Source organism: Legionella wadsworthii DSM 21896 = ATCC 33877 (genome assembly GCF_000701265.1).
Classification (GTDB): Bacteria; Pseudomonadota; Gammaproteobacteria; order Legionellales; family Legionellaceae; genus Legionella; species Legionella wadsworthii.
In genome coordinates this window covers 1-21623 of sequence record NZ_JNIA01000023.1, presented here as the reverse complement: position 1 = coordinate 21623, position 21623 = coordinate 1, and the positions used below count along the sequence as shown (strand labels likewise).

Sequence of the window (21623 nt, the reverse complement as noted above, 5' to 3'; positions counted from 1 at the left end):
TTATTCACCTCTAGGAATTAGTACCATTTCTACAACACAAACACGCTTCCCAGCAACTTCTGTGCGATAAGATAAAATCAACTCATCATCTGTTTTATTCTTGACTGTCACCAAACATTCAATGACATCACCAGGAAAAACAAAGTCGCTCATTTTTATTTTGCGTAATTCACTCACTTTGTAATCTATGGAGTATCCTGCCCGTCGAATAAATTCATAAGCTAAATTTAACTTGCATTCTAGCAACACAGTCAATGGCAATACAGGTTTCTTAGGAAAATGATCTGCAAAATAGGGGGCGGCTCGTGAAATTCTTTTTTCTGCGATTAAGCTAACCCCCGCCTGGCTGGTTCGAACTCTATCAAAAGTCATAGGTACTATAGGTAAATTCGAGCACATCACGAGATCGTCATGACTTATGGGGACGCTTTCCTGACAAATTGCAGGCCAATCACCAGGACGATTTATTTCCCAAAACTGCTGCTTCACTTCATCCAATTGAATAAAGTCATTCATTGGCAATAAAGGCCCTAAGGCACCTTCAAGAGTGAAAACAAGCTCACTGCCAACTCTTGCTTGGCTATGATATTGCATTACTGATTCGTCCACACGGTCTATGAAAGACTCAAGCAACAGCGTTTCGCCGATATAAGCTGGACGATACATGGACGCTTTGGCTACAATTCCGGCAACAGGCCTAAGGGCAAATCCGTGAAGCTCCATAACATTCCAAGCAGCCAATTGGCCTAATGTTTCTCCTATCAAAGACGGGATAAAACAGGGACGGTCCTTTTCATCAACGGTTAGGAATGCATCATTCGAGGTAACATGTTTGATACCCCGGATTAATTCACCAGGTGATGATGTCACAATTCGATCTACAAATAAGAATCTCATCAGAATTTATTAAGCCCTTAGTTTTGTATTTACAATCTGAACTATGCCTCAGATCCTGCAGTTTGCTGTTCTTTTATTGCAGAAACAACTAATTTACAAAATGTTTCAATAGTAAACAACATTGGTATTTCATTGACCTTCATATTTGGCTTGAATTGATCTGCAGGGATTTCACTTAAATAATTTTGCAATGCTTGCAAACCTTTTTCAGTGATGTTGCCCCCTTTTTCGAATTCATCTTCTGCTAAATCACCACGCGCATTTTTTTCCAATTGACCACGAGGAATTTTAATTTTAAATTCTTTTTCTAATTGAAATACCAAATCAAGAAAATCGATGGATTCAGCCCCAAGATCTGCTATTAATCGACTGTTGAGAGATATTTCGTCCGCATCAATTACTAGCACATCAGCAACAATTTCCCTAACTTTAGGATAAACGTCTGCTACATTCATATTTTTTCCCCAGAGATCAGCTAATTTACAAAGCCCGAAATTATATCATACATTTTTTTAAAGACACAAAATAAAGATTGATATGTTTTTAGCCAATTTGGCTATATCCTGCATCAACAAACAAAGTATGGGCATTAATCATGGAGGCTTCGGGTAAACACAAGAGATAAACAGCATTGGCTACATCTTGTGTTGTCAATGGTCTGTCACTCAAGGAGTGTGCCTGATATTCATCCAATAACTGCTCTCTATTCGGGAAATGCTTTAATGCATCGGTATCTACTACTCCAGCAGAAACTGTGTTTACTGTTATCCCACCGACAGCCAGTTCAAGACTTAAAGAACGAACTAATGCTTCAAGCGCCGCTTTAGATGCGCCTATAAATGCATAGTTAGGTATCGCTCGAGATGCGCCAAGGCTTGATAAGGCAATGATTCGACTTCCTTTAGGCATCAACGAACGAGCTTCTGTAGCTAAATGGTTTAATGCCAAGGCATTTGTCTCCATGCACCAACGCCAATGTTTGGTTGACATTTTCATAGCAGGCTTTAAAACGCCACTTGCTGCATTACTCACTAGAAAATCAAGCCTGTTGAAATGTTTTCTGAATTGTTCCATCATTTCTTTTACAGAATGATGATCAGCAACATTCGCTTGTAAAGCGATCGCTTTACGGCCCATTTGGTGCAGCGTTTCAATTAAAGCTTGGGCTTCATCAGAACTGTTGTAATAAACTATGGCAATGTCACTTCCTGCTTCAGCCAATTTTAATGCTGTTGCTTTACCAATACCTCGTGCACCGCCTGTGATTAATCCAACTTTACCTTCGAAAACCAAACTCATAAGGAGACCCTCACTACAAAATCTACATTTTCTTTTTTATTCATTGATAAAGCAATGATTAGATCATTAAATTTACAAATATCTTGTTTCTGGAGGGGTAACTTTGTACTATCGGCACACGATAAGCAAAATATTTATTAATGAATGAAGCATTCTTGGTTTAAAACAGTTTTCCCAATTGCGTCGATTTTTTCCTTTCGTATGCTCGGTTTGTTTTTACTCATACCGGTATTTAGTATTTATGCAGACAATTTGCAGGGTGCAACTCCTGCGTTAATCGGTTTGGCCCTCGGCATCTATGGTCTTGCCCAAGGTCTTCTCCAAATGCCTTTTGGAATTCTTTCCGATAAAATTGGTAGAAAGCCCATAATTACAATGGGTTTACTCCTTTTTGCTTTAGGTAGCTTATTTGGCGCATTAACCCACTCCATTTATGGGATGATTTTTGCGAGAGCATTACAAGGTACAGGAGCCATTGGTAGCGTATTGATCGCGTTACTTGCTGATTTGACACCGGATGAGCAACGCACTAGAGCCATGGCCGTTATTGGTATGAGCATTGGGACTTCTTTTAGCTTGGCCATGGTGCTAAGCCCAGCTCTAACCCACCGCTTTGGTCTATCGGGAATTTTTTATTTAACGACGGTTTTGGCTATTACAGGCATTATGATACTCCACTTCATTATTCCAAAACCTGTCAAGGAACGTTTCCATGTTGATAGTGAAACAAATCCTGCTTTATTAAACCAAGTTATTTCTAATCTGCAATTGCAACGGCTTAATTTGGGCATTTTCTGTCAGCATTTTATTCTCACCGCCACATTTTTTGCGATCCCTTTTATTCTAAAAAAACAAGTGCAATTGGGCAATTTAACCCAACAGTGGCATTTTTATCTGCCTCTTATGCTCATTGCATTTATTCTTATGATTCCTTTCATTATCCTCGCGGAAAAGAAGAAACAGATGAAAAGCGTTTTTGTTTTTTCCGTTTTGTTCATAGCAATAAGCCAATTATTTCTTGCTTTCTCTTTTGAAAACTGGATTAGTTTATGCGTACTTATGTTAATTTATTTTGTTGCCTTCAATATCCTGGAAGCTGTTTTACCTTCTTTGGTTTCCAAACAGGCCAATCCTAACTGCAAAGGTACTGCAATGGGTGTTTATTCAACCAGCCAATTTTTAGGAATTTTTATTGGAGGAGCGCTTTCTGGAGTTCTGTACCAATGGAATAGCAACAAGGGAATTTTTATAACCAATGCTGTTGTGAGCTGTTTATGGCTACTGGTGTCGTTTACAATGAAAGCTAATACCTCTATTGCCACACTGATATTACCTTATGGCTTGCCTAAGCATAAAGAACTTCTCATCGCTCATTTACTTAAAGTTAAAGGCGTTATTGAAGTTGCATTCGCAGAAAGCGAGCATGTTTTTTATTTACGTGTAGATAAGGAACGTTATGTCGTGGGCAGTGCGGAAAAAATTCTCACCTCTTCATCTGCATAGACTGTTCAGATGAGAACTTTATTTCTGGTTCAGATACCCACGATAATGCCCCTTTTCCAATCAGTCGTTGAATTGGATATTAGGGTAGACTGTTCCGAACACTCTCTTTTTTGAAGTTCAGGCTGTCGTGGAAGCTATAGATTAAAAAACCGGCATATTGCATGAGATGATACAAAACATCATATTGATTTCTATCCTTAAATAATCTGGGCAATATGAAGATTAGTAGGATCATCTGCTTGTGTTAAGGAAGTCACCCTTAAAAATTCCAAAGAAGCGTTAAGCAGTGTTTTTCTTAATTGCGCACTAATCTCTTTTAGTTCCTTACTGACGTACCAAGCGCAAATTTTTACCGGCAAAGGAAGTCTTTTCAGTGGAACGATAAGGATTGATATCCAACCCGCCCCGGCGAGTATAACGACCATAAACAGTCAGTTTTTCGGGCTTACAATAGTTCATGATATCGATAAAAATACGTTCGATGCATTGCTCATGAAACTCATTATGATTGCGATATGAAATGATGTATTTCAATAAACCTTCCCTGTTTATTTTCTTCCCCTTATAGATTATTTGTACACTCCCCCAATCGGGCTGATTTGTAACCAGACAATTTGATTTGAGCAAATTGGAAAATAAACTTTCTTCAACAAGTTCATCGCTTGCTGTAAGGGTTGAAGGATCAACAAGATATTCGGAGCATTCAATATCTAAATGATCCAGGGATTCACCATCTAAAGATGGTTGGACTGCATGCTGGTTGGCTGCATCCAATGGATAAATTTTGACGACTACCTCTGCACCAACACGCTCTTGCAAATCTTTCGTAATGGTATCTTTTAACGTTTCAACATTATTTATGCGGGTATTATTGAAGGAGTTAAAATAAAGTTTTAAAGATTTTGATTCAATGATATTTGGTGAACTGCAGTCATAAAGGAGCTCAGCAATCGCAACCATCGGTTTGCCTTTGGCATTGAGCCAAGATACTTCATAATGGTTCCAGCAATCGAAACCATAAAAGGGTAAATGCAGCGGATCAACCCCAATTTCTTGTCTCTTCCCTGCTCGTGGAATTGGATAGAGGCGATTGGGATTATAAGATACATCGTAGGCAGATTTCTTACCTAGCTCTGACTTTTCCGCTTCGGATTGATATTTTTTTAAAATATGATCGTTCATGGTGTTTAACTCCAATATTTCAATAATTTTTGCAGTACTTTTCCAATTGATGGGTTGGTTCATTTCCATTTGGCTGGAGATATAAGTGAGTAAAGATGCCGCCTCATTGATTCTTGCGGCTTTATTATTTAACTCTCGAGCTTGTATGCCAATAGAAGTCAACACATCAAAATTTGGCTTCTGAATAATTTTTTTGATTGAGGCCAAAGAAAAACCTAAAAACTTTAATGTAGTAATCTGTTGTAATTGGATTAAGTCCGTTTCAGAATAAATACGATAGCCATTTAAAGTACGTTGGGTAGGTTTTAATAAACCAATTTCATCATAATACTGTAAAGACCGAATGGTTAATGAGGTCATTTGGCTAATTTCTTTAATTTGATAATATTTCATACAACATTCTCCTGAAAGCTGATTTTAAACTATCACGTTACGTGAGAGTCAAGAGAAACAGGTCAAAATAAAATGCGCAACTTGGAGGAGCGATCTTGACTAATAATAATCCAACCTGGTTAAAGTATATCTCAGAAATCCAAGCGATAGCCCAAAATGGCCTAACTTATTCAAATAATGACTTCGATAAAGAACGGTATTTAAGACTTCGGGAGATTGCTTGCGAATTCATGGCAAATTATTCAAACACTCCAATTTCCAAGATCCAGGAGATTTTTTCTTTAGAGACCGGATATGCTACGCCTAAAATTGATGTTCGCGCTTTTATTTTGCAAGCCAATAAAATTTTATTAGTGAAAGAGCGCTCAGATGCCCTATGGACATTACCCGGTGGATGGGCGGAAACAAATGAATCCGCTTCCGAATCCGTCATTCGAGAAGCTAAAGAAGAAACGGGATTTAATGTTCGAGTTATCCGTCTCTTGGCATTATGGGATAAACAAAAACATGATCATCCACCGCAAGCCTCACGCCTATAAATGCTTTTTTCATTGTGATATTCTTTCAGGGACTGCCACAGAAAACCTTGAGATTTCTGAAATTGATTTTTTTGATCCAGAGCATCTACCTCCTCTATCAACACCCAGAGTAACCCAAAAGCAAATTGAGCGGTTGTATGATCTTACTAGGAATCAAGGCATTACCCATTTTGATTAAAGGATGTTATTTTCAACCCTGGTTTTTCTTCATATGGGTGATGTGCTTGTTTTAATTCGATTCACGTACATCTGTGCAAGGGATATATAAATTAGGTATACTCTTCTCCTAACTTTCGCATACAGGAGATAAAAAATGGCGCGCGGTATAAATAAGGTCATTTTAATTGGCAATGTGGGTGTTGATCCCGACGTACGTTATTTACCTAATGGAAATGCTGTAACCACTCTATCCATTGCTACGAGTGAAACATGGAAAGATAAAGTATCCGGTGAAAAACAAGAACGAACTGAATGGCATCGTGTCGTATGTTTTAATCGCTTGGGTGAGATAGCAGGCGAATACGTCCGCAAGGGCTCCAAACTTTATGTAGAAGGCAGCCTAAGAACCAGAAAATGGCAAGATCAACAAGGTCAAGATAGATATACCACTGAAATTGTAGCAAATGACATTCAAATGCTAGACAATAAAGGTACAGGAACATCCAGTTTTGATGAAATGCCACAAGCTCAATTTGCACCCAATAATCCAAGTCCCGCAAAACAATCATCCCCACAAGTGGTGCAAGACGCTTTTGATCATTTAGATGATGATGTTCCATTCTAATTCACTCGGAATATCCTTTTTCCTCTTCTGCCCTTAGTAAAATAAGGGCAGAATAATTAAGGTTTGTGTAGGTAAAGAAATTGGCTGGAAAACAGGCTTACGCGATTGCGTTCAGCATCCAAGTGATGATATATCGATAAAAAGCAGGTTAAATTATAAACTCTATCCATAACATGCCGATCAGAACATTATCCATTCAGGGCTATCGCTCGATTCAAAATATACGTCTGCCTATGGACGATATCAATGTTATAGTAGGGGCAAATGGTTGTGGTAAAAGTAATTTATATCAAGCTGTCCGTTTGCTTGCAAATGCAGTTAATGGAGAATTAGCAGAAACATTGGCCTACGAAGGTGGCATGCCATCTATTTTATGGGCAGGAAAGAGAAAACAGCTAACTCGCTCCAAAGCTCCAGTTCGCATGATATTAACTATTGAAACCGATGATTTTAATTATGAGTTGACATGCGGATTACCTATGCCCTCCCTATCGATGTTTGCGCTTGATCCAGAAGTGAAATCAGAGCAAGTATGGGTTGGAAAATCGAGACGACCAGGTACGACATTAATGGAGAGACAAGGACCTTCCGCCTGGATTATGAACCAAGACGGCCAACGCACTCCTTATCCAGTAAGCTTGTCACAATCTGAATCAATTTTATCACAGATACAAGATCCGCATTTATATCCTGAGCTATTTTCTTTGAGTAAACAACTTAAAAGGTGGAGATTTTATCATCATTTCCGAACTGATTCCGGATCACCTATTAGAAATCCACAAATAGGAACAAGAACTGAAGTGTTAAGCAATGATGGTTATAATCTCGCAGCAGCATTACAAACCATCATGGAAATTGGGGATCATGAAATGCTTGCTCAGTCGATAGGTAGAGCCTTTCCAGGTTCAAAATTAATTATTAATGTCGATAGTAAAACGCGTTTCGATATTCAATTACAAATGCCAGGAATTTTACGTCCGCTGGAAGCCAGAGAACTTTCCGATGGGACCTTACGATATTTGTGTTTAATTGCGGCTTTATTAAGTCCAAGGCCCGCAACATTGCTTGCTTTAAATGAGCCAGAAACAAGCTTACATCCGGAGCTTATGGAACCCATGGCTGAATTAATAGCAAAAGCTTCTCAATATTCGCAGATATGGTTAACCACACACTCATACGATCTGGCAATGAAAATTGAAAAATTATCAGGAAAGAAGCCAATTCATTTAATAAGGACAGAATCAGGTACACAAATTTCAGGTTTAGAATAATTTTAGATGTGTATGAGCGGTTTCATCTTATTCAAGATAATCATCACTGAGTTCTTATTTCGGAAGGTTCTCAAAATTTAATCAAATACAATCCAGATTTTAGTACGTTCTGGTTGAGAGTACCCCATTTTTAAAAAGGACTTTCAATAAAAAAACCCGCTGGGAGGCGGGTTAATATAGAATAATTTGTGGATTACTCTTCTGAATTATCGTCAGCAGAAGGACGGTCAACCAACTCAACGATTGCCATAGGCGCATTATCGCCCTCTCTGAAGCCGCATTTAATAATTCGAATATAACCGCCAGGACGTTTTTCAAAACGTGGCCCTAAATCTTTGAACAATTTACCAACAGCCGATTTAGATCGTAAAATATCAAACACATGTCGACGTGTAGCTACAGAATCTACTTTTGAAACCGTGATTAATGGCTCAATATAACGACGTAGATCTTTTGCTTTTGGTAATGTTGTTTTAATCAACTCATGTTCGATTAAAGAACAACACATGTTAGCAAACATAGCCTTTCTGTGGCTACTTGTACGGCTGAAACTTCTGCCTGTATTACGGTGACGCATAACCAAAACTCCTAAACTTTATTCGCCAAGATTTGCTGGCGGCCAATTCTCAAGCTTCATACCGAGCGACAAGGAACGTGACGCTAAAACATCCTTAATTTCAGTTAGAGATTTCTTACCAAGATTAGGGGTTTTTAAGAGTTCGTTTTCAGTTCTTTGTACTAAGTCGCCTATATAATGTATGTTTTCTGCTTTCAAACAATTTGCAGAACGGACAGTTAATTCTAGATCATCGACTGAACGTAACAGAATAGGATCAAAATCATTCCGTTCTTTGTTATCAGATCGAGACTCTTCAAATTTCATATCCACAAATGCATGAAGTTGTCTTTGTAGAATGCTAGCAGAAACTCTTATAGATTCTTCAGCATCTATAGTTCCATTAGTTTCTAATTCTATTGTTAACTTATCTAAGTCAGTACGATTCTCGACGCGAGCACTATCTACATAGTAAGCTACTTTCTTAACTGGCGAGAAACTGTTATCAATTTTAAGTTTTCCGACAGTTTTTCGTTCTACTTCTTCATCGAAATGTCTAATAAATGAATCAGTGCTGTGGAAACCAATTCCTCGTTCAACCTTCATGGTCATATTTAATTTGCCTTTTTCATTCAAATTAGCTATGACGAGTTCAGGATTAACCATCTCCAAACCATGGGTCAGTTGAATATCTCCAGCGGTAACTTGACAGGGTCCTTGCTTATTGATTGTAACAATAGCCTCTTCGCCAACTGTCATTTTTATTGCCACTAATTTCAGGTTGAGTAAGATATCCACAACATCTTCCTGCACGCCTTCAATAGTGCTGTATTCATGTAAAACACCTTCTATAGATGCTTCAGTAATTGCACTTCCTGGCATGGAAGACAATAAAATACGTCTCAAAGCATTGCCGAGAGTATGACCAAAGCCACGCTCCAAAGGCTCTAAAACTATTCTAGCTTTATAGGGCGATTCAGCCTGGACCTTAAGAACATTAGGTGTCAACATTTCATTGATTTCAGTATACATTCAGCTATTTCTCCGAGCTTACTTAGAGTAAAGTTCTACAACTAAGTTTACGTTGTAGTCTGAAGATAAGTCAGTTAACGTTGGTGCTGTAGAGAAGGTCCCTTTAAAAGAGGAAGCATCTACAGTAATCCAATCACATGGAGCTCTTTGTTCAGACAATGCTAAAGCTGCTTGAATGCGGCCTTGACTTTTAGCTCTTTGTCGAACAGAAATCACATCACCAGGTTTTACTAAAAATGATGGTACGTTAACTATATTATCATTAACCAGTATGGCTTTATGGGTAACCAATTGACGAGCTTCAGCGCGCGTCGTTGCAAAACCCATGCGATAGACAACATTATCTAATCGTCTTTCAATTAAAGACATTAGATTTTCACCTGTAGCCCCTTTCATACGAGCAGCCATTTTGTAATAGCCACGGAATTGCTTTTCAAGAATACCATATAATCTTCTTATTTTTTGTTTCTCTCTAAGCTGAATTCCATAACCATTTAGACGTGGTTTTTTATCACCATGTTGTCCAGGTAATTTTTCTGATTTACATTTGGACTTGTGATCACGGACACCACTTTTAAGTAATAAATCACAACCTTCACGACGTGATAGCTTACATTTTGGACCAAGATATCTAGCCATTAATTACTCCTGAGTCTTATACACGACGTTTTTTAGGTGGTTTACACCCGTTATGAGGTATACCCGTAACATCGGTAATTTCTACAATTTTAAAATCTTGTGATATCAATTCACGGATAGTGGATTCTCTGCCTGGTCCAGGACCATGAACAAATACAGCCACAGATTTCATGCCGTATTCTTTTGCAACAGCAGCAGCACGCTCAGTAGCAACCTGTGCAGCATAAGGAGTACTTTTCCTGGATCCGCGGAACCCTGATCCACCAGATGTGGCCCAGCACAGTGCATTACCTTGTCTATCAGTAAAGGTCACTATTGTGTTATTAAAAGATGCATGAACGTGAACGATTCCATCAGATACGACACGTTTTGCCTTTTTGCGTACTTTTTGTTGTTTTGACTTAGTTATTGCCATCTTACTTTCCTACATGAAAAATCAAACGGTAGTGCCCTTTCTACGGCCTTTTCTTGTACGAGCATTAGTCTTCGTACGTTGACCTCGCAATGGCAACCCTCTTCTGTGTCTTAGACCTCTATAACATCCTAGATCCATAAGGCGTTTAATGTTCATTGTTACAACACGACGCAAATCACCTTCAACTGTTATTTTTGTAATTTCTGTTCTTAAAGACTCAAGTTGAGCATCCGTCAGTTCAGATACCTTTTTAGAAGGTTCAATACCAACTGTTGAACATAGTTTTAAGGATGTAGGTTTACCAATACCATATATTGCTGTTAAAGCAATCACAACATGTTTGTTATCAGGTATATTTACTCCTGCAATACGAGCCATTAACTTCTCCGAACGTTATTTTGTTCTGTCGAAAGGGACAGAAGAATACTATTTTTATAAAATTAAATCAAGCGGATATTAACCCTGCTTTTGCTTATGTCTGGCATCTTTACAAATAACCCGTACAGTGCCACTTCTTTTAATAATCTTGCAATTGCGACAAATTCGCTTTACAGATGCTCTTACTTTCATTCATAACTCCGATAAAATCATAAAAGACCAGGTAATTTTGTACCTTTAAAATTTGCCTTTTTCATTAAAGAATCATATTGCTGCGTCATTAAATGAGCTTGTATCTGAGCTACAAAATCCATAATAACAACTACGATAATCAGCAACGACGTTCCTCCGAAATAAAAAGGGACATGCCATGTATACATCAAGATCTGAGGCAATAAACAAACGAGCACTAAATAAATGGCCCCAACAAGTGTCAAACGAGTCATCACACCATCTATATATTTGGTTGTTTGTTCACCAGGTCTAATTCCAGGTATATATGCACCAGATTTTTTTAAATTATCTGCAGTATCTTTTGGGTTAAAAACCAGTGCAGCATAAAAGAATGCAAAGAATATAATCGCTATTGCATACACAATTAGGTATAAAGGCTGCCCAGGAGAAAGAGCCATTCCAACGTCAGCCAACCAACCTAATCCTTTGGTATGAGAGAAAAACTGAGCCAAAGTTGCAGGTAACAAGATGATGCTGGAAGCAAATATAGGGGGAATTACTCCAGACATATTGATCTTTAAAGGTAAATGACTTGTTTGTGCAGCATAAACCTTCCTACCCTGTGTCCTTTGCGCATAATTAACTCTAATACGCCTTTGCGCACGTTCCATAAAAACTACAAATCCAGTCACAACAACTACAACTGCTGCAATAACTATTAAGGTTAAGGCTTGCATTTGTCCTTCTTTAACTTGTTGAAGAACTGAAGCAATTGCAGTCGGCATACTTGATACAATTCCTGAAAAGATAATTAATGAAATACCATTACCAACACCTTTCTCAGTAATTTGTTCACCTAACCACATTAAAAACATAGTACCTGTTACCAGGGTAACAACAGCGGTAAAGTAGAATGAAAAATCAGCTTGTAACGCAATTTGTTGCCCAGCTAACCATCGCGCCATCCCTAAGGATTGAAACACTGAAAGCACTAACGTCAGATATCGTGTGTACTGATTAATTTTCCTACGCCCTGATTCGCCTTCCTTTTTGAGTTGCTCTAATTTAGGAGAAACAACTGTAAAAAGTTGTAAAATAATAGACGCCGAAATGTATGGCATAATACCAATTGCAAATACGGTTACACGCGATAAAGCACCACCAGAAAACATATTGAACAAGCCAAATATTGTATTCTGTTGTTCATTAAAAAAATTAGCTAATCGCGCAGGATCTAAACCTGGAACGGGAATATGAGCTCCTAGGCGATATACTAGAATACCAAGGACAACAAACAATAATCTAGATTTAAGTTCAGCCAATCCTCCACGAGATTGGCTTGGGTTATGTTTTTGGTTTTTCATAGTCACTCTTCTATGCTGCCGCCTAAACCTTCAATGGCCAAACGAGCTCCTTTAGTGACCCTTAAACCTTTAAGTTTTATGGCAGTAGTTAATTCACCAGATAAGATGATTTTAACATCTTTAACGGAATTATTAATTAGGCCTGCTTCACGCAATGTATTGAGATCAATAACCTCAGCAGTTAGTTTTGCAAGCTCGCTAAGGCAGATTTGATCTACTGTTCTACCAATGCGTGATTTAAATCCCATTTTTGGCAGACGTCTTTGAATAGGCATTTGACCGCCTTCAAAGTTTATTTTGTGAAACCCGCCAGCACGAGCTTTTTGTCCTTTATGACCTTTGCCACATGTTTTACCTAGCCCTGATCCTATACCACGTCCTAAACGTCTTTTTGGACGCTTTGAACCAGGATCTGGTGATAAAGAATTTAAATTCATTATACACTCTCCTCAACCAGCAACAAATAATCGACCATATTTATAAGTCCTCGAATTGCTGGAGTATCATTATGTGATACGCTTGAATTAGTTTTACCTAGACCTAATTGTTTTACTATCGAAATATGCTTTGGTTTTCTGCCAATAATGCTTTTAACCAAAGTAATTTTAATTTTCTTTTCCATAGTTAGCCCGCCATAACTTCTTCAACAGATTTACCACGCTTGGCCGCAACATAATCTGGAGTACCAATATTTGTTAAGGCTGCGATCGTCGCTCTTACGATATTGCTTGGATTGGTAGAACCAATACTTTTAGCTAATATGTTTTGTACGCCTAGAACTTCCAATACAGCTCGCATCGCACCACCGGCAATGATTCCAGTACCTTCACTGGCTGGCTTCATAAATACTTTAGAAGCACCATAGCTCCAGGTAATTTCATGGAATATTGTTGACCCAGAAAGTGGTATATAAACCATATTCTTCTTAGCTTGCTCCATTGCTTTTTGTATTGCAATTGGAACTTCTCTTGCTTTACCTCTACCAAAGCCTACCTTGCCCTTGCCGTCGCCAACAACAACAAGAACTGCAAAGCCGAAAACACGGCCTCCTTTAACTACTTTAGCTGTACGATTAACCGATACTAGCTTTTCTTGATAGCCATCTGATTTAGGTGATGATTCATCGAATGCCATAATCGTTCCTTAAAAATCTAATCCAGCTTCGCGGGCACCTTCTGCAAGTGCTTTCACTCGGCCATGATATTTATAACCAGCACGATCAAATGCAACTTGAGTAATGCCTTGTTCGCTTGCACGCTTTCCAAGTAATTTTCCAACAAGGGTAGCCTGCTCTACTTTACATTTACCGGTCAGACTTGCTCGTAATTCTTTATCGTTACTCGAACATGCAGCTATCACTTTATCACCAAGCTGATCTGCCTGAATAATTTGTGAGTAGATATGCAAACCACTTCGATAAACGACGAGTCTTACTCGGCCTGATTTACGAATCAGTGCTTTTGCCTTTAATCCACGTCGAACACGTGAGTTGTGTTTATTCATAACTTAAACCTTATTTCTTTTTCGCTTCTTTTCGAGCAATATACTCGCCAGCAAGTTTAACACCTTTACCTTTATAAGGCTCTGGCGGTCTAAACGCTCTTATTTCTGAAGCTACTTGGCCCAAAATTTGTTTGTCTACACCCTTTAGCAATATAACTGTATTACTTGGAGTTTCGACGTCAACACCTTTAGGTAAATGGTATTCGATAGGGTGAGAATAACCTAGAGATAAAGAAATCGATTTATCTTTTGATTGTGCTCTGTAACCTACACCAACCAGCTCCAAGGTAACAACAAAACCTTCAGTTACACCTTTAACCATATTGTTAACTAATGCTCTTGCTGTACCAGCCTGAGCCCAAGCTCGAGGATCATTTGCAGCAGGTGCAAATTCGATATGGTTTAAGTCTTTATTTTGACTTATTTTAACTAACCGATTAATTTTTTGGGTTAGTGTTCCTTTAGGCCCTTTTACAGTAATTTCGCCATCACCTATTGTGATTTCAACATTTGCTGGTTGAACTACCGGGGCTTTTGCTACTCTAGACATATTATTCCTCGCAAGTATTAAGCCACTTCACAGATGACTTCGCCACCAACGCCTTTCATCTTTGCAGATATATGAGTCATTATACCTTGAGATGTGGACAATATGGATACACCAAAACCAGGAACAGAGCTTAAATCTTTATAGGATTTATATACTCGCAATCCAGGTCTGCTAATTCTCTTAATCAGCTCAATAACGGGTCTGCCATGATAATATTTCAGCTTTATCGTCATTAATTTAAGATTATTATCTAGTGATTCTACGAAGAAGTTTTCAATGTATCCTTCCTCTTTTAAAACACGAGCTATCTCTTCTTTTAATTTAGAAGAAGTTAAAGTTACTTGCTGATGCTTCGCTTGTTGACCATTTCTAATTCGGGTCAGCATATCAGCAACTGGATCATGCATACTCACAATCTTTCTCCAATAAAAAATTACCAGCTGGATTTTCTTCCGCCAGGTATATTACCAACCATTAGTTGTTGTCTTAAGCAAATTCGACAAAGCTCAAACTTTCGATAAACACCATGTGGACGACCGCACTGTTGACAACGTGTCTTAAAACGAACTGGATTTGAATTTATAGGTAATTTAGCTAACTTTGACTGGCTATCCATTATTACCTGAAAATCATCAGATGATTTAATCAACTTTTTTAATTCGTTTCTGCGTGCACTGTATTTATTCACTAGCTTTTTACGCTTTAACTCTCGCATAAGCATTGATTTTTTTGCCACAATATCACCCTTATTTTTTATCTCTATCTTTCAATGGAAGGTTAAAGGCTTCTAATAGAGCTTTAGCTTCTTCATTTGTTTTAGCACTTGTAGTAATACAAATATCTAAACCACGAATACCGTCTGTTTTGTCGTAATCAATTTCAGGAAATACGATCTGCTCGTGAATTCCCATACTGTAATTTCCAGTTCCATCGAAAGATTTTGGATTTAAGCCACGAAAGTCTCTTACACGGGGTAAAGTTACGGAAATTAGTCTATCCATAAACTCATACATACGTTGACGTCGTAATGTAACTTTACATCCGATTGGCCATCCTTCCCTAATTTTAAAACCTGCAATTGATTTTTTGGCTTTAGTTACCACTGGTTTTTGCCCAGCGATTAAAGTCATGTCTTCAACTGCGTGGTTCATCACCTTTTTATCACCAACAGCTTCACCAACACCCATATTCAGGGTGATCTTAAGAAGTTTAGGAACTTCCATAATGCTGGAATAGTTGAACCGTTTCATCATCATAGGGATGATATCTTTTTTATAAATCTCATGAAGTCTTGCCATTTCAATCACCTACTTAAACACGGTCAATTATTTCATTGTCAGATTTAAAATATCTAACTTTTTTAGTAATACCGTTACTCTCTAAAAATTTAAATCCTACTTTCTCTGCTTTTTTGGTGTTGGGATTATAGTGAGCAACGTTTGAAATGTGTACCGGCGCCTCAAGAGTTATTATCCCACCCTTATGTTCTGGTTTTTGTGGATTTGGCTTAACATGCTTTTTAATCAGGTTACCACCTTCAACAACAACACCACTATCAGTCACACGCAGGACTTTACCTCTATGACCTTTACTTTTGCCGGCAATTATAATTACATCATCGCCTTTTTGAATACGCTTCATATCTAAATCCTTCTCACAAAACTTCTGCAGCCAGAGATATTATTTTCATAAATCTCTCTCGTAGCTCGCGAGTAACAGGGCCAAATATACGGGTACCTATTGGCTCATTTTGATTATTTAAAAGCACCGCAGCGTTACCATCAAAACGAATTAAAGAACCATCATCTCTACGAACGCCCTGAGCTGTACGAACTACCACAGCTTTCATCACAGCACCTTTTTTTACTTTACTTCTAGGTATTGCATCTTTAATACTAACTTTGATTACATCACCTACACGTGCATATCTACGGTGCGAACCACCAAGCACTTTAATACACATAACTTTCCGTGCTCCGCTGTTATCAGCTACTTCGAGCACTGTCTGCATTTGGATCATTTTCTACTCCAGCTCTGATTTAGACCAGAAAAAGGTTGCTGATTATATCAGGCCTTTTAGGGTTTTAAAAGTAAATCAACAATGTTGATTAAGAAATTACTTCGACTAATACCCAGCTTTTTGTTTTAGAGAGTGGTCTTGACTCACGGATTTTCACTATATTACCAATTTTACAGACTTGATTTTCATCATGAGCATGTAATTTGGATCTACGTTTCATAATTTTTCCATACTTTGGATGCTTCACTGAACGTTCGATCATCACAACGATGGTTTTATCCATTTTGTCGCTAACTACTTTTCCAACCATTGTTCTGGCATTTGATTCACTATTAGACATGTCACTTACCTGCCTTTTCAGTCAATATTGTTTTCACTCTTGCCACTGACTTACGCACCATAGTGATGAGATGTGTTTTATCTAGTGAGCCACTTGCTTTTTTCATTCGTAAATTTAATTGTTCTTTACGTAATGAAAGCAATTCATTTTGCAGTTCCTCAACTGATAAACCGCGTAATTCTTCAATCTTTTTCATTACATCACCTTCCTTTCTTCAAATATAACCTTGAAAGGAAGTTTTGCTTTAGCCAGATCAAAAGCTTCCATCGCAAGCTCTCTGGATACACCTTCCATTTCAAATAAAACCTTTCCAGGTTGTATTTGAGCAACCCAATATTCAACGCTACCTTTACCTTTACCTTGTCTTACTTCCAAAGGTTTTTGGGTAATAGGTTTGTCTGGGAATACTCGAATCCAAATTTTACCGCCACGTTTAATGTGACGTGTCATCGCTCTACGCGCTGCTTCAATTTGTCTTGCTGTTAAACGTCCACGTTCTAGAGCTTTTAAACCGAATTCACCAAAACTGATGTTGCTACCGCGTAAGGCTAAACCTCTGTTACGGCCTTTCATCTGTTTTCGAAATTTTGTTCGTTTAGGTTGTAACATGATTATTAATCCTCACTCACTGGGCAACGTCAGTAGATCTTTTCTTTTGTGGGAGAATTTCCCCTTTGAAGATCCAGACTTTTACACCAATAATACCGTAGGTAGTTTTAGACTCTGCTGTACCATAATCGATATCTGCCCTGAAAGTATGTAAAGGTACACGACCTTCTCGATACCATTCACTACGAGCAATTTCAGCTCCACCAAGTCTGCCACTAACACAGATCTTGATACCTTTGGCGCCTGCTTTTAGCGCAGAAGTAACTGCACGCTTCATCGCTCGTCGAAACATGACGCGCTGCTCTAACTGTTGTGCAATTCCTTCAGCAACAAGTGTTGCATCTAGCTCAGGCTTTTTAATTTCTTCAATATTCAGGTGAACAGGAACACCTAGTTTATTTGAAATCTCGCTGCGCAGCGTTTCAATACCGCCACCTTTTTTACCAATAATAACACCTGGTCTTGCTGTTAATATGGTCACTACAGCATTATTCGCTGGGCGCTCAATAAGAATTTTGCTTACGGCAGCAGCCATTAACTTCTTCTTAAGTTCAGTACGTAATTTGATATCTTGTATCAAAAATTCAGCATACTTCTTCCCTGCGAACCACTTAGAGTTCCAATCTTTAATAATTCCAAGGCGTATACCTATAGGGTTTACTTTTTGTCCCATTGCTATTCCTCGTCAGACACTTTAATTGTGATATGGCAGGTACGTTTACAAATTCTATTTGCACGTCCTTTAGCTCTGGGACTAATACGTTTTAAAGTCATTGCCTCATCAACACAGACCATACCTACTTTTAAATCATCAATATCTGCACCATTATTGTTCTCAGCATTTGCAATTGCTGATTCCAATAATTTAAGCATTAATTGAGCACCTTTTTTTGGTGTAAACTTGAGGACATCAAGTGCACCAGATACTTTCATATTACGAATCATATCGGCTACCAATCTGCCCTTTTGAGCGGATAAGGGAGCACCTTTCAGTTTTGCTGTAACTTCCATCATATCCTCTTATTTACCTTTAGCCTTTCTGTCACCAGAGTGGCCTTTAAATGTTCGAGTCATGGCAAACTCACCTAACTTATGACCAACCATATTATCTGTTATATAAACAGGGATATGATCTTTCCCGTTGTGAACAGCTATCGTTAAATCAATCATTTCAGGAACGATTGTCGATCGTCTTGACCAAGTTTTGATTGGTTTTTTAGATTTTGATTCAATTGCAGCTTCTACTTTAGCAATCAAATGATGGTCTACAAAAGGACCTTTTCTAATAGAACGAGCCACTTGATATCCTCTCAAAAATTATTTCTTTTTACGTCTTCTGACAATAAAATTATCAGTACGCTTATTACTTCTGGTTTTATAACCTTTAGTTGGTAAGCCCCATGGAGATACTGGATGGCGTCCACCAGAAGTACGGCCTTCGCCTCCACCATGTGGATGATCTACCGGGTTCATCGCGACTCCACGAACTGTGGGGCGTATACCTCTCCAGCGTTTTGCTCCAGCTTTACCTAAGGCGCGTAAACTATGCTCACTATTACTCACTTCACCAATTACAGCCCTACATAGAACATGTATTTTACGCATTTCGCCTGAGCGCAGTCTTAAAGTTGCATAGATACCTTCTTTAGCAACGATTTGTCCACTTGCTCCAGCACTTCTTAATACCTGGGCACCTTTTCCAGCTTTCATTTCGACGCAATGAATGGTGGTACCAACAGGGATGTTTTTTAGTGGAAGGCAGTTACCGATACTAATCGGTGAATCTGCACCACTTACAACGGTATCACCAACATTCAAGTTAGCTGGTGCAATTATGTATCTTCTTTCACCGTCTTTATAAACAATCAATGCAATTAATGCAGTACGATTGGGATCGTATTCAATTCGTTCTACACGAGCTGGAACACCATCTTTGTTACGTTTGAAATCAATAATACGATATTGATTTCGTTGACCACCACCGATATGTCTTACGGTGATTCTACCTTGGTTATTACGTCCACCCGTTTTCTTTAGTTTTTCAACTAAAGCAGAATGTGGTTTACCTTTATGAATATGGTGGTGAACCACGCGTAACTCGCCACGTTTTCCAGGCGATGTAGGTTTAGATTTTAATAGTGCCATCTTAATCTGCCTTATTCGGTAGCTGTAAAGTCAATATCTTGATCAGCATGAAGAGTTACAAATGCTTTTTTCCAATCACTACGCTTTCCGTTTGTTTGTTTAAAACGCTTTGTTTTTCCCTTCACATTGATAACAGATACATTTTTAACTTTAACGTTAAATATTTGCTCTACCGCCATTTTAATTTCTGTTTTAGTAGCAGTTTTCAATACTTTGAAAGTAAACTGTTTCAGCTTATCAGCTATGACAGTAGCTTTTTCAGAAGTATGTGGTTCACGTAGAACCATCAACAATCTTTCAGCGTTCATTGTAACTGTTCCTCAATTTTTTTAATTGCAGCTTCTGTCACAACAACCTTTTCAAATCTGAGTAAAGAAACAGGATCTATAGTTGTAACATCGCAGATATCGAAATCAATTAAGTTTCTTGAACCAAAATATTCATTTTCGCCCACTTCGGTCATGATGATAAGCGCATTATTCAGATTAAGTTGATTCATTTTATTAATAAATTCTTTAGTTTTCTTACTTTCGCATTGGAAGTCGCTAATAACAATAAGATTACCATTACGACAAAGTTCGGAGATTATACTACGTAATGCACGTTTGTACATTTTTTTATTAATTTTTTGTGAATAATCTCTCTTCTTGGAAGCAAAAGTTACGCCCCCACTTCTCCAAATTGGACTTCTGATTGTACCCGCACGAGCACGACCAGTTCCTTTTTGATTCCAAGGCTTTTTACCACCGCCACTAACTTCAGAGCGAGTCTTTTGTGCACTGTTACCACTTCGTGCTTTATTCATATAAGTTACTACAGCTTGGTGAATTAAGCCTTCATTATAACCATATGCAAATACTTCTTGGTTCAGTGTTAATTTTGTATTTGTATCTATAGTAGTAATTTCCATCACTCACCTCGTACTTGCTTTTTAACGGCAGGCTTAATCTCAACACGTGAGCCAGGAGCACCAGGTATAGCGCCTTTAATCAGAAGTAAATTCCTTTCAGCATCTACACGTACTAATTCAAGGCTTTGTACAGTACAACGTACATTACCTAAATGACCAGCCATTTTTTTACCTTTGAATACACGGCCTGGAGTTTGGTTTTGACCAATAGAACCAGGTACACGATGCGATCTGGAGTTACCATGTGTCGCATCTTGTGTTCTAAAGTTATATCTTTTAACGGTTCCTGCAAAACCCTTACCTTTGGTCGTTCCTGCAACATCGACAAACTGACCTGCTTGGAATACATCAGCAACAGTAAGCACTTGTCCTGCTTTATATGAATCCTCAGAATCAACCAGGAACTCAACTTGCATATCACCAGCGTCAATCTCAGCTTTAGCAAAATGACCCGTTAAAGGTTTATTTACTTTGTTAGCTTTCTTTGCTCCACCAGTCAACTGCACTGCAGTGTAACCATCAGTTTCTTTAGTTTTAATTTGAGAAACTCTATTAGGGTGTACTTCAACAACAGATACTGGAACTGAAACTCCATCTGCCATAAAGACCCGCGTCATACCGATTTTACGGCCTAGTAAACCGATCATCATTCTAACACCTCATTAATATCCTTCACCCTAATCTTAGTCATCAAGGCTTATCTGAACATCAACCCCAGCAGCCAGATCCAGTTTCATCAATGCATCTACTGTTTTTTCAGTTGGATGAACGATAACGACCAGGCGTTTATGAGTACGTAATTCATATTGATCTCGCGCATCTTTGTTAACATGCGGAGAAGTCAATACAGTAAATTTTTCCTTTCGAACAGGTAACGGTATTGGTCCACGAACTTGTGCGCCAGTACGTTTTGCTGTCTCTACAATTTCTCGAGTTGATAAGTCAATCAACCGATGATCAAAGGATTTTAATCTTATTTTAATGTTTTGATTGCTGCTCATTATAATTACTCGATAATTTTAGCGACAACACCGGCGCCTACAGTACGGCCACCTTCCCGAATTGCGAAACGTAAACCTTCATCCATCGCAATAGGTGCATGTAGATTAATGGTTAATTG

Annotated in this window: 37 protein-coding genes and 1 pseudogene; 4 read left to right on the top strand and 34 right to left on the bottom strand. The window is 38.3% G+C overall.

Annotated elements, in window-relative coordinates:
* From BU07_RS0102375 to fabL, 3 genes are all read right to left on the bottom strand, one after another.
* Complete coding sequence (locus tag BU07_RS0102375) at positions 1-897, bottom strand: 3-hydroxyacyl-ACP dehydratase FabZ family protein (RefSeq protein WP_031563342.1); 897 nt, start codon at positions 895-897, stop codon at positions 1-3.
* A gap of 41 nt (positions 898-938) precedes the next feature.
* On the bottom strand, positions 939-1352 hold the full coding sequence (locus BU07_RS0102370) for an acyl carrier protein (RefSeq protein WP_031563340.1): 414 nt from the start codon (positions 1350-1352) through the stop codon (positions 939-941).
* Between the two features lie 88 nt (positions 1353-1440).
* Positions 1441-2196, bottom strand: a complete 756-nt coding sequence (gene fabL / locus BU07_RS0102365) for an enoyl-[acyl-carrier-protein] reductase FabL (RefSeq protein ID WP_031563338.1) — start codon at positions 2194-2196, stop codon at positions 1441-1443.
* A gap of 144 nt (positions 2197-2340) precedes the next feature.
* Between fabL and BU07_RS0102360 the strand changes: the two genes are divergently transcribed.
* Positions 2341-3699, top strand: a complete 1359-nt coding sequence (locus BU07_RS0102360; RefSeq protein ID WP_031563336.1) for an MFS transporter — start codon at positions 2341-2343, stop codon at positions 3697-3699.
* A gap of 324 nt (positions 3700-4023) precedes the next feature.
* Here the strand turns inward: BU07_RS0102360 and queF are convergent, their stop codons facing one another.
* Both queF and BU07_RS17830 read right to left on the bottom strand, forming a co-directional pair.
* A complete protein-coding gene (gene queF / locus BU07_RS0102355; RefSeq protein WP_031563334.1) occupies positions 4024-4881 on the bottom strand; it encodes an NADPH-dependent 7-cyano-7-deazaguanine reductase QueF in 858 nt (285 codons plus the stop codon).
* A gap of 240 nt (positions 4882-5121) precedes the next feature.
* A pseudogene (locus BU07_RS17830) lies at positions 5122-5241 on the bottom strand (MerR family DNA-binding transcriptional regulator); the annotation flags it as partial.
* A gap of 128 nt (positions 5242-5369) precedes the next feature.
* On the opposite strand from BU07_RS17830, the gene BU07_RS16615 reads away from it, so the two are divergent.
* The 3 genes from BU07_RS16615 to BU07_RS0102340 all read left to right on the top strand — a co-directional run bounded on the left by BU07_RS16615 (position 5370) and on the right by BU07_RS0102340 (position 7868).
* The gene (locus tag BU07_RS16615; RefSeq protein WP_242601885.1) at positions 5370-5813 is read left to right on the top strand and encodes an NUDIX hydrolase; all 444 of its coding nucleotides are present in this window, start codon (positions 5370-5372) and stop codon (positions 5811-5813) included.
* 313 nt (positions 5814-6126) lie between these two features.
* Complete coding sequence (gene ssb / locus BU07_RS0102345) at positions 6127-6597, top strand: single-stranded DNA-binding protein (protein WP_031563332.1); 471 nt, start codon at positions 6127-6129, stop codon at positions 6595-6597.
* Between the two features lie 173 nt (positions 6598-6770).
* Positions 6771-7868: an AAA family ATPase gene (locus tag BU07_RS0102340; RefSeq protein ID WP_031563330.1), complete on the top strand. Its 1098-nt coding sequence runs from the start codon at positions 6771-6773 to the stop codon at positions 7866-7868.
* 193 nt (positions 7869-8061) lie between these two features.
* Here the strand turns inward: BU07_RS0102340 and rplQ are convergent, their stop codons facing one another.
* From rplQ to BU07_RS17145, 29 genes are all read right to left on the bottom strand, one after another.
* Positions 8062-8445, bottom strand: coding sequence for a 50S ribosomal protein L17 (gene rplQ, locus BU07_RS0102335; RefSeq protein WP_031563328.1), 384 nt, complete (start codon positions 8443-8445; stop codon positions 8062-8064).
* 18 nt (positions 8446-8463) lie between these two features.
* The gene (locus BU07_RS0102330) at positions 8464-9456 is read right to left on the bottom strand and encodes a DNA-directed RNA polymerase subunit alpha (RefSeq protein ID WP_031563325.1); all 993 of its coding nucleotides are present in this window, start codon (positions 9454-9456) and stop codon (positions 8464-8466) included.
* Positions 9457-9474: 18 nt separating this feature from the next.
* Positions 9475-10095 carry a 30S ribosomal protein S4 gene (gene rpsD, locus BU07_RS0102325; protein WP_031563323.1) on the bottom strand — a complete coding sequence of 207 codons (621 nt, stop codon included), beginning with the start codon at positions 10093-10095 and terminating at the stop codon, positions 9475-9477.
* A 16-nt stretch (positions 10096-10111) separates the two neighbouring features.
* Complete coding sequence (rpsK, locus tag BU07_RS0102320; RefSeq protein WP_003633055.1) at positions 10112-10510, bottom strand: 30S ribosomal protein S11; 399 nt, start codon at positions 10508-10510, stop codon at positions 10112-10114.
* Positions 10511-10531: 21 nt separating this feature from the next.
* Positions 10532-10888: a 30S ribosomal protein S13 gene (rpsM, locus tag BU07_RS0102315; RefSeq protein ID WP_031563321.1), complete on the bottom strand. Its 357-nt coding sequence runs from the start codon at positions 10886-10888 to the stop codon at positions 10532-10534.
* Positions 10889-10966: 78 nt separating this feature from the next.
* On the bottom strand, positions 10967-11080 hold the full coding sequence (gene rpmJ, locus BU07_RS17150) for a 50S ribosomal protein L36 (RefSeq protein ID WP_084157778.1): 114 nt from the start codon (positions 11078-11080) through the stop codon (positions 10967-10969).
* Between the two features lie 17 nt (positions 11081-11097).
* Positions 11098-12426: a preprotein translocase subunit SecY gene (gene secY, locus BU07_RS0102310; protein WP_031563319.1), complete on the bottom strand. Its 1329-nt coding sequence runs from the start codon at positions 12424-12426 to the stop codon at positions 11098-11100.
* Between the two features lie 2 nt (positions 12427-12428).
* The gene (gene rplO / locus BU07_RS0102305; RefSeq protein WP_031563317.1) at positions 12429-12863 is read right to left on the bottom strand and encodes a 50S ribosomal protein L15; all 435 of its coding nucleotides are present in this window, start codon (positions 12861-12863) and stop codon (positions 12429-12431) included.
* Positions 12863-13048: a 50S ribosomal protein L30 gene (gene rpmD / locus BU07_RS0102300; RefSeq protein ID WP_031563316.1), complete on the bottom strand. Its 186-nt coding sequence runs from the start codon at positions 13046-13048 to the stop codon at positions 12863-12865. The genes rplO and rpmD overlap by 1 nt, the downstream gene beginning before the upstream one ends.
* 2 nt (positions 13049-13050) lie before the next feature.
* On the bottom strand, positions 13051-13560 hold the full coding sequence (gene rpsE, locus BU07_RS0102295; protein ID WP_031563314.1) for a 30S ribosomal protein S5: 510 nt from the start codon (positions 13558-13560) through the stop codon (positions 13051-13053).
* Positions 13561-13569: 9 nt separating this feature from the next.
* Entirely contained in the window at positions 13570-13929 is a 360-nt protein-coding gene (rplR, locus tag BU07_RS0102290) for a 50S ribosomal protein L18 (protein ID WP_031563312.1), read from the bottom strand.
* A 10-nt stretch (positions 13930-13939) separates the two neighbouring features.
* On the bottom strand, positions 13940-14479 hold the full coding sequence (gene rplF, locus BU07_RS0102285; protein WP_031563310.1) for a 50S ribosomal protein L6: 540 nt from the start codon (positions 14477-14479) through the stop codon (positions 13940-13942).
* 17 nt (positions 14480-14496) lie between these two features.
* Positions 14497-14886, bottom strand: a complete 390-nt coding sequence (gene rpsH, locus BU07_RS0102280; RefSeq protein WP_207384423.1) for a 30S ribosomal protein S8 — start codon at positions 14884-14886, stop codon at positions 14497-14499.
* Between the two features lie 26 nt (positions 14887-14912).
* A complete protein-coding gene (gene rpsN, locus BU07_RS0102275; protein ID WP_031563306.1) occupies positions 14913-15215 on the bottom strand; it encodes a 30S ribosomal protein S14 in 303 nt (100 codons plus the stop codon).
* A gap of 10 nt (positions 15216-15225) precedes the next feature.
* Positions 15226-15777, bottom strand: coding sequence for a 50S ribosomal protein L5 (gene rplE / locus BU07_RS0102270; protein ID WP_031563303.1), 552 nt, complete (start codon positions 15775-15777; stop codon positions 15226-15228).
* 13 nt (positions 15778-15790) lie between these two features.
* Positions 15791-16120: a 50S ribosomal protein L24 gene (rplX, locus tag BU07_RS0102265; protein WP_031563301.1), complete on the bottom strand. Its 330-nt coding sequence runs from the start codon at positions 16118-16120 to the stop codon at positions 15791-15793.
* A 13-nt stretch (positions 16121-16133) separates the two neighbouring features.
* Positions 16134-16499: a 50S ribosomal protein L14 gene (gene rplN, locus BU07_RS0102260; protein WP_006872243.1), complete on the bottom strand. Its 366-nt coding sequence runs from the start codon at positions 16497-16499 to the stop codon at positions 16134-16136.
* Between the two features lie 88 nt (positions 16500-16587).
* Positions 16588-16839 (bottom strand): 30S ribosomal protein S17, encoded by a 252-nt coding sequence (rpsQ, locus tag BU07_RS0102255; RefSeq protein WP_019233369.1) that lies wholly within the window; start codon positions 16837-16839, stop codon positions 16588-16590.
* Between the two features lies 1 nt (position 16840).
* The gene (gene rpmC / locus BU07_RS0102250; protein WP_031563297.1) at positions 16841-17035 is read right to left on the bottom strand and encodes a 50S ribosomal protein L29; all 195 of its coding nucleotides are present in this window, start codon (positions 17033-17035) and stop codon (positions 16841-16843) included.
* Positions 17035-17448 (bottom strand): 50S ribosomal protein L16, encoded by a 414-nt coding sequence (gene rplP, locus BU07_RS0102245; RefSeq protein WP_031563295.1) that lies wholly within the window; start codon positions 17446-17448, stop codon positions 17035-17037. Before rplP ends, rpmC begins: the two co-directional genes overlap by 1 nt.
* A 16-nt stretch (positions 17449-17464) precedes the next feature.
* Positions 17465-18121: a 30S ribosomal protein S3 gene (rpsC, locus tag BU07_RS0102240; RefSeq protein ID WP_031563293.1), complete on the bottom strand. Its 657-nt coding sequence runs from the start codon at positions 18119-18121 to the stop codon at positions 17465-17467.
* A 2-nt stretch (positions 18122-18123) separates the two neighbouring features.
* Positions 18124-18459 (bottom strand): 50S ribosomal protein L22, encoded by a 336-nt coding sequence (rplV, locus tag BU07_RS0102235; protein WP_003633087.1) that lies wholly within the window; start codon positions 18457-18459, stop codon positions 18124-18126.
* A gap of 9 nt (positions 18460-18468) precedes the next feature.
* Positions 18469-18747, bottom strand: coding sequence for a 30S ribosomal protein S19 (gene rpsS / locus BU07_RS0102230; protein WP_010654828.1), 279 nt, complete (start codon positions 18745-18747; stop codon positions 18469-18471).
* Between the two features lie 18 nt (positions 18748-18765).
* The gene (gene rplB, locus BU07_RS0102225) at positions 18766-19593 is read right to left on the bottom strand and encodes a 50S ribosomal protein L2 (protein ID WP_031563291.1); all 828 of its coding nucleotides are present in this window, start codon (positions 19591-19593) and stop codon (positions 18766-18768) included.
* An 11-nt stretch (positions 19594-19604) separates the two neighbouring features.
* Positions 19605-19901, bottom strand: a complete 297-nt coding sequence (gene rplW / locus BU07_RS0102220; RefSeq protein WP_031563289.1) for a 50S ribosomal protein L23 — start codon at positions 19899-19901, stop codon at positions 19605-19607.
* Complete coding sequence (rplD, locus tag BU07_RS0102215) at positions 19898-20503, bottom strand: 50S ribosomal protein L4 (protein ID WP_031563286.1); 606 nt, start codon at positions 20501-20503, stop codon at positions 19898-19900. Before rplD ends, rplW begins: the two co-directional genes overlap by 4 nt.
* The gene (rplC, locus tag BU07_RS0102210; RefSeq protein ID WP_035898948.1) at positions 20503-21153 is read right to left on the bottom strand and encodes a 50S ribosomal protein L3; all 651 of its coding nucleotides are present in this window, start codon (positions 21151-21153) and stop codon (positions 20503-20505) included. Before rplC ends, rplD begins: the two co-directional genes overlap by 1 nt.
* 33 nt (positions 21154-21186) lie before the next feature.
* Entirely contained in the window at positions 21187-21504 is a 318-nt protein-coding gene (gene rpsJ, locus BU07_RS0102205) for a 30S ribosomal protein S10 (protein WP_010654833.1), read from the bottom strand.
* 5 nt (positions 21505-21509) lie between these two features.
* Positions 21510-21623: EF-Tu C-terminal domain-related protein (locus BU07_RS17145; RefSeq protein WP_479724423.1), on the bottom strand; the 114-nt coding region annotated here is incomplete at its 5' end.

Bases quoted from the DNA above. Each gene is read 5' to 3' on its own strand.
- rplC (WP_035898948.1), bottom strand. From the start codon at position 21,153: ATGATGATCGGTTTACTAGGCCGTAAAATCGGTATGACGCGGGTCTTT.
- rplE (WP_031563303.1), bottom strand. From the start codon at position 15,777: ATGGCAAGACTTCATGAGATTTATAAAAAAGATATCATCCCTATGATG.
- rplX (WP_031563301.1), bottom strand. From the start codon at position 16,120: ATGAAGCGTATTCAAAAAGGCGATGATGTAATTATAATTGCCGGCAAA.
- rplD (WP_031563286.1), bottom strand. From the start codon at position 20,503: ATGGAAATTACTACTATAGATACAAATACAAAATTAACACTGAACCAA.
- rpsQ (WP_019233369.1), bottom strand. From the start codon at position 16,839: ATGTCTAATAGTGAATCAAATGCCAGAACAATGGTTGGAAAAGTAGTT.
- rplO (WP_031563317.1), bottom strand. From the start codon at position 12,863: ATGAATTTAAATTCTTTATCACCAGATCCTGGTTCAAAGCGTCCAAAA.
- secY (WP_031563319.1), bottom strand. From the start codon at position 12,426: ATGAAAAACCAAAAACATAACCCAAGCCAATCTCGTGGAGGATTGGCT.
- rpsD (WP_031563323.1), bottom strand. From the start codon at position 10,095: ATGGCTAGATATCTTGGTCCAAAATGTAAGCTATCACGTCGTGAAGGT.
- queF (WP_031563334.1), bottom strand. From the start codon at position 4,881: ATGAACGATCATATTTTAAAAAAATATCAATCCGAAGCGGAAAAGTCA.
- rplB (WP_031563291.1), bottom strand. From the start codon at position 19,593: ATGGCACTATTAAAATCTAAACCTACATCGCCTGGAAAACGTGGCGAG.
- BU07_RS0102370 (WP_031563340.1), bottom strand. From the start codon at position 1,352: ATGAATGTAGCAGACGTTTATCCTAAAGTTAGGGAAATTGTTGCTGAT.
- rplV (WP_003633087.1), bottom strand. From the start codon at position 18,459: ATGGAAGTTACAGCAAAACTGAAAGGTGCTCCCTTATCCGCTCAAAAG.
- rpsJ (WP_010654833.1), bottom strand. From the start codon at position 21,504: ATGAGCAGCAATCAAAACATTAAAATAAGATTAAAATCCTTTGATCAT.
- rplW (WP_031563289.1), bottom strand. From the start codon at position 19,901: ATGAACGCTGAAAGATTGTTGATGGTTCTACGTGAACCACATACTTCT.
- BU07_RS0102340 (WP_031563330.1), top strand. From the start codon at position 6,771: ATGCCGATCAGAACATTATCCATTCAGGGCTATCGCTCGATTCAAAAT.
- rpsK (WP_003633055.1), bottom strand. From the start codon at position 10,510: ATGGCAATAACTAAGTCAAAACAACAAAAAGTACGCAAAAAGGCAAAA.
- rpsM (WP_031563321.1), bottom strand. From the start codon at position 10,888: ATGGCTCGTATTGCAGGAGTAAATATACCTGATAACAAACATGTTGTG.
- rpsE (WP_031563314.1), bottom strand. From the start codon at position 13,560: ATGGCATTCGATGAATCATCACCTAAATCAGATGGCTATCAAGAAAAG.
- ssb (WP_031563332.1), top strand. From the start codon at position 6,127: ATGGCGCGCGGTATAAATAAGGTCATTTTAATTGGCAATGTGGGTGTT.
- BU07_RS0102360 (WP_031563336.1), top strand. From the start codon at position 2,341: ATGAAGCATTCTTGGTTTAAAACAGTTTTCCCAATTGCGTCGATTTTT.
- rpmJ (WP_084157778.1), bottom strand. From the start codon at position 11,080: ATGAAAGTAAGAGCATCTGTAAAGCGAATTTGTCGCAATTGCAAGATT.
- rpsC (WP_031563293.1), bottom strand. From the start codon at position 18,121: ATGGGACAAAAAGTAAACCCTATAGGTATACGCCTTGGAATTATTAAA.
- rplQ (WP_031563328.1), bottom strand. From the start codon at position 8,445: ATGCGTCACCGTAATACAGGCAGAAGTTTCAGCCGTACAAGTAGCCAC.
- rplR (WP_031563312.1), bottom strand. From the start codon at position 13,929: ATGAATAAACACAACTCACGTGTTCGACGTGGATTAAAGGCAAAAGCA.
- rpsH (WP_207384423.1), bottom strand. From the start codon at position 14,886: ATGCATGATCCAGTTGCTGATATGCTGACCCGAATTAGAAATGGTCAA.
- BU07_RS0102330 (WP_031563325.1), bottom strand. From the start codon at position 9,456: ATGTATACTGAAATCAATGAAATGTTGACACCTAATGTTCTTAAGGTC.
- rpmD (WP_031563316.1), bottom strand. From the start codon at position 13,048: ATGGAAAAGAAAATTAAAATTACTTTGGTTAAAAGCATTATTGGCAGA.
- rplN (WP_006872243.1), bottom strand. From the start codon at position 16,499: ATGATCCAAATGCAGACAGTGCTCGAAGTAGCTGATAACAGCGGAGCA.
- BU07_RS0102375 (WP_031563342.1), bottom strand. From the start codon at position 897: ATGAGATTCTTATTTGTAGATCGAATTGTGACATCATCACCTGGTGAA.
- rpmC (WP_031563297.1), bottom strand. From the start codon at position 17,035: ATGAAAAAGATTGAAGAATTACGCGGTTTATCAGTTGAGGAACTGCAA.
- fabL (WP_031563338.1), bottom strand. From the start codon at position 2,196: ATGAGTTTGGTTTTCGAAGGTAAAGTTGGATTAATCACAGGCGGTGCA.
- rplP (WP_031563295.1), bottom strand. From the start codon at position 17,448: ATGTTACAACCTAAACGAACAAAATTTCGAAAACAGATGAAAGGCCGT.
- rplF (WP_031563310.1), bottom strand. From the start codon at position 14,479: ATGTCTAGAGTAGCAAAAGCCCCGGTAGTTCAACCAGCAAATGTTGAA.